This is a genomic window from Trueperaceae bacterium, from assembly GCA_031581195.1.
In the GTDB taxonomy this organism is placed as follows: Bacteria; Deinococcota; Deinococci; order Deinococcales; family Trueperaceae; genus SLSQ01.
Map to the genome: position 1 here is coordinate 1 of JAVLCF010000145.1, position 4,804 is coordinate 4,804.

Consider the following 4,804-nt stretch of genomic DNA (forward strand, 5'->3'; position numbering starts at 1 on the left):
GCGGTCGACGACGTTGAGGCTGCGTTGCAGCGAGGCGGGCAGACCGAAGCGCCACGGGTCCAGTTCGCTCGGGCCGTCGAACGGCAGCGCGACGAGGCGGACGACGTCGGTCGGGGGGACCTGGGCGACGGCGGAGGCGACGACGAGCGACGCCGCGACGACGAGGGCGCGGAGGCCGCCGCGCCGGGCGGGGGGACGAACGGAGCGCGACATCGCGAACGAGTCTAGCCCGTCGGGCGGGCTCACGGGCCGTCGGGCGCCAACGCGAACGCGCCCGGCAGGAGGTCGGCGACGGTGGTGCGGGTGACCTCCCCGGCGGCGTTGACGAGGTGGACGGGCGCGTCGTCGCCGAACTCGCGGAGGACCTGCCGGCAGGCGCCGCAGGGGCTGGCGGGGGGGACCGCGTCGGCGACGACGACGAGCTCGGCGATGCGGCGCCCGCCGGCCGACACCATCGCTTGGACGGCGGACTGCTCCGCACAGCGCGAGAGGCCGAACGAGGCGTTCTCGACGTTCGCCCCGACGTACGTCGCGCCGTCGTCGGTGCGGAGGGCCGCCCCGACGGCGAAGTGGGAGTAGGGCACGTAGGCGTGCGCGCGGACGCGGAGCGCTGCGGCGAGCAGGTCGGCGGGGACGTGCGCGTCGGCGGGGGGCGTGAAGGGGGACGTCGTCACGAGGGACCTCCGGGGGCGAGGCGGGCGGCGAGGGGCGGCCCCAACACGAGCAGGCCGACGAGCACCGCGCCGGCGGCGGCGACGAGGACGGCGCCGGCGGCGGCATCCTTGGCGCGGCGCGCCAGCGGGTGGGGGGCGGGGGCGTGGAGGTCGACGACCGCCTCGACGGCGGTGTTGAGCAGCTCGAGGCTCAACACCCACGTCGCGGCGATCACGATGGGCAGGAGCGGCGCGTCGAGCGCCAGGGCGGCCCCGACCGCCGCCCCGCCGATCGCGAGTTCGATGCGGAGGTTGCGTTCGTGGCGGACCGCGTCCCGCACGCCGCGCGCCGCGTGGCGAACCCCGATCGGGTCGCGGCTCGGCCGCGTCACGGCCCGCCCCCGGGAGCGGCATCCCAGCGCTCGGCGTCCAACGCCGCAATGCGGGCGGCGGCGTGGTGGAACGGCGCCCACGCCGCCTCGGTCGGGTGGTCGAACCCGCGGAGGTGCGTCACGCCGTGCGACGCGAGGTGCAGGACCTCGGTCACGAGGTCGTGCCCGTGCGCCTCCGCCTGCCGCCCCGCGACCCCGAGCGCGACGAGGACGTCCCCGAGGTGCGCGACGGCCGGCATGCCGACGTCGGTCGGTTCGTGCGTCGGGTAGGACAGCACGTCGGTGGGGCCGTCCACGCCGCGGTCCTCGCGGTTGCGCTGCGCGATGGCGTCGTCCTCCATCAGCACCAGCGTCACGTCCCGCTCGCCCTCCCCGAGGTCGGCGAGGAGCGCCGCGACGGCGGCGCGAAGCCGCTCAGGCGCCGGAAACCGGTGCGTTTCGTCGATCAGGTCCACCACGTGCGCCTCCCGTCGCCGCGCCACCGTCCCCGCCCGCCGACGCCCCCGAGCCGGCCTGCAAGCCCCGAATCTCGTCCGCGGTGGGGTACCGCACGCGCCGGTGGAGCGACGCGGTCAGGACCCGCTCGAACGTCGAGGCGATCTGGTCGAGGTCGCGGAAGGTGAGGGGGCTGTCCGCCAGCTGTTCGTCCTGCAGGCGTTGCTCGAACAGGCGTTCGATCATCGCCCGGATCGCGCTTTGCGACGGCTCCGCCAGCGACCGGGAGGCGGACTCGACGGCGTCGGCGAGCATCAGGACCGCCGTTTCCTTCGTCTTGGGTTTCGGTCCGGCGTAGCGGAAGTTCACCTCGGCCAGCCCGTCGCTGTCCTCGAGGGCGCGCTTGTAGAAGTAGGCGAGGACCGTCGTGCCGTGGTGTTCGGTGACGAACGGCTCCAGGGCGGGCGGCAGGCCGGACTCGCGGAGCATCTCCACGCCGTCGCGAACGTGACTCGTGATGATCAGGTAGCTGAGGTGCGGACTGAGCGCGTCGTGCGGGTTCTCGCCGCCCACCTGGTTCTCGACGAAGAACTGCGGGCGTTTCGCCTTCCCGACGTCGTGGTAGAGCGCGCCGACGCGGGCGAGGAGGGCGTTGCCGCCGATCTGCGCCACCGACTGCTCGACCAGGTTCGCGATGATTTGGCTGTGTTGGTACGTGCCGGGCGCCTGCAGCACCAGGCGTTGCAGGAGCGGGCTTTGTGGCGAGGCGAGCTCGACGAGGCGGAACTCGGTGAGGAACTCGAACACGCCCTCGGCGAGGGGCAGCAACGCCAGCGTGAGGACGCCGGCCAGCACGCCGCCGCCGAGCGTCGCGGCGAACGTCGTGAGGGCCGGGATCGGCCCGAACGCGCCGGACACGATCGCTTGCGCGGCGAGCAGGGCGAGGCCGCCGGCCGCGCCGCCCGCCACCGCGGCGTAGAGCAGCCCGAGGCGGGTGCGGACGTGCGTCGCGATCCGCGTCGCGGCGAGGCCGGACACGAGGATCGCGATGGCGGACGCGATCGGGGCGCCGGGCACCAACAGCCCGACGGCGACCGCCAACCAGCCGGCCCACAGCAGGGCGGGCACCTCGTCGATCAACGCCGCGATCAGGGTGGGGACGAGCAGGACGAAGAACAGGTCGGGCGCCACCTCGAGCGTGAGGCGCTGCAGCCCGAGGGCGACGAGGGTCACGCCGACCAGGAAGGCGTACTGGCGGCGGCCGACGCGTTCCGACAGCGCTCGCGCGCCGTACGCGGCGGGGAGCGCCAGGAGGCCCCCGACGACGAGCGCGCCGAGCCCCACCCACAACGCCTGGCGGATGCGGCGGGTGGTGGGGTCGTACGCCCCGATCGCTTCGAGCGCGCGGAGGTCGGCCTCCTCGACGATCGTGCCCGCCTCGATGATCACCTCGTCGCGCTCGAGGGTCCGCAGGACCGGCTCGACGGCGGCCGCCGCGGCGTCGCGCGCCGCTTCGGTCGCCGCGACGTCGGGCCGCGCGGTCGGGACGAGCCGCTGCTGGAGGCGGAGCCGCGCGTCGCGGCGGGCGTCGGGCGGGGCGGCGGCGACGGCGGCGTCGACGAGGTCGGGGATCGCGTCGCGGCGGACGCCGGCCGGGTCGCGGTAGGCGGCGAGCAGCACGTCGAGGGTCGGGCCGGGCAGGCCCGCGCTCGGGAGGCGCGCCAGCATCAACGCCTGCGCGTTGTCGTCGATGCCGGTCACGACCGGGACCTGCGCCCTCGCGGCGTCGCGCCGACGTTCGGTCGCGACGGGGTCGGCGACGGGGACGTCGGCGGGGGCGCGGTAGGTGCTGGGGCTGGGGTCGCCGACGGCGAGCGAGAGGGATTGGCGTTGCCCGTGCACGCTGAAGAGGACCGCCGCGATCGCGATCCACGTCACGAGGAACGGCCCGATGCGACCGGGGCGGGGCCGTTGCCGGCGCCGCGCCAGCTTGGCGCGGGCGTTAGCCACGCGCCGGTTCCTCCTCGTACGCGCGGATGATGGCCGCGACGAGGGGGTGACGGACGACGTCGCCCTTGTCGAACGTCACGAAGGCGATGCCGTCGATGCCGGACAGGATCCGGTGCGCGACGGCGAGGCCGCTGTCGACGCCGCCGGGCAGGTCGGTTTGGGTGACGTCCCCGGTGACGACGACGGTGCTGCCGAACCCCATGCGGGTGAGGAACATCTTCATCTGTTCGCCGGTCGTGTTCTGCGCCTCGTCGAGGATGATGAAGGCGTCGTTCAGGGTGCGCCCCCGCATGAAGGCGAGGGGGGCGACCTCCACGACGCCCGACGCGAGGTACTGCTCGGCGCGGTCGGCGGGGAGCATGTCGTACAGCGCGTCGTAGAGCGGCCGCAGGTAGGGATCGATCTTGGCCTGCAGGTCGCCGGGCAGGAACCCCAACTTCTCGCCCGCCTCCACGGCGGGGCGGGTCAACACGATGCGTTTGACGCGCTTGTCGAGCAGCGCTTGGACCGCCATCGCGACCGCGAGGTACGTCTTGCCGGTGCCGGCGGGCCCGACGGCGAACGTGATGGCGTGCTTCGCCATCGCCGCGACGTAGCGGCGTTGTCCGCCGGTCTTGGGTTTGTGGCGACCGGGGAGGTGCACGGGGGCGGCGCCGGCGTCGGGTGCGGCGTCCGTCTCGTCGGTCGGGAGGTGCCCGTGCTCGAGCTCCGTGAGGCTGAGTTCCCCGCCGGCGCGGATGGTGTCGAGCAACGCGCGGAAGGTGGCTTCGGCCGCTTCGACGTCGGTCGCTTCGCCGCTGAGGCGGACCTCGTCACCGCGCGCGACGACCTTCGCGTCGAGCCGTCGGCGGATCGCCTTCAGGAACTCGTCGTTGCGGCCGAACAGCCGCATGGCCTCCGCGGGGTTGCGGAGCTTGAGGGTCACGGACGCCGCGATGCTGCCCTCCTCCGGAGTCGACGCGCGGTGGGTTCGCCCAGCACGACGTTCCACACGATGCCGCGCGCGACGTCCTCGCGGGTCGGGCGGACGCGGGCCGCGTCCCGCAACGCCGCGCGGGCGGGGTCGGGCCGGCGGCTCCAGGCGACCGACGCGGCCGGCTTCGCCGTCCGCGCGGCCGGGACGCCCTCCCGCCCGAGCGACGCGCCCGCCGGGCGGGGTCGCGGCGTCGGCGGCGCGGCGGGGGGCGTGGGGGCGCCCGGCCCGGGGGCGGGCGTCCCGCGCGACGGGGGGGCGACCGGCGGCGCGCCCGGGGGGGAGGTCGACGGGGCGGCCGGGCCGGCCGAGGCGGGCGGCGACGGTCGGGGGGGCGTCGG

At 75.4% G+C, this 4,804-nt stretch carries 7 protein-coding genes; 1 reads left to right on the forward strand and 6 read right to left on the reverse strand.

Annotation, left to right across the window (positions count from 1 at the left end; translation table 11 throughout):
- The 6 genes from RI554_10510 to RI554_10535 all read right to left on the reverse strand — a co-directional run.
- The coding region (locus tag RI554_10510; protein ID MDR9392447.1) for a hypothetical protein at positions 1-213 on the reverse strand (213 nt) is incomplete at its 3' end.
- Between the two features lie 29 nt (positions 214-242).
- Complete coding sequence (locus tag RI554_10515) at positions 243-674, reverse strand: cytidine deaminase (protein ID MDR9392448.1); 432 nt, start codon at positions 672-674, stop codon at positions 243-245.
- Entirely contained in the window at positions 671-1,045 is a 375-nt protein-coding gene (locus tag RI554_10520) for a diacylglycerol kinase (protein MDR9392449.1), read from the reverse strand. The genes RI554_10515 and RI554_10520 overlap by 4 nt, the downstream gene beginning before the upstream one ends.
- Positions 1,042-1,500: an rRNA maturation RNase YbeY gene (gene ybeY / locus RI554_10525; protein MDR9392450.1), complete on the reverse strand. Its 459-nt coding sequence runs from the start codon at positions 1,498-1,500 to the stop codon at positions 1,042-1,044. Before ybeY ends, RI554_10520 begins: the two co-directional genes overlap by 4 nt.
- Positions 1,460-3,490: an HDIG domain-containing protein gene (locus RI554_10530; GenBank protein ID MDR9392451.1), complete on the reverse strand. Its 2,031-nt coding sequence runs from the start codon at positions 3,488-3,490 to the stop codon at positions 1,460-1,462. The genes ybeY and RI554_10530 overlap by 41 nt, the downstream gene beginning before the upstream one ends.
- Complete coding sequence (locus RI554_10535; protein ID MDR9392452.1) at positions 3,483-4,415, reverse strand: PhoH family protein; 933 nt, start codon at positions 4,413-4,415, stop codon at positions 3,483-3,485. The genes RI554_10530 and RI554_10535 overlap by 8 nt, the downstream gene beginning before the upstream one ends.
- Positions 4,416-4,484: 69 nt before the next feature.
- Between RI554_10535 and RI554_10540 the strand changes: the two genes are divergently transcribed.
- The coding region (locus RI554_10540) for a hypothetical protein (protein ID MDR9392453.1) at positions 4,485-4,804 on the forward strand (320 nt) is incomplete at its 3' end.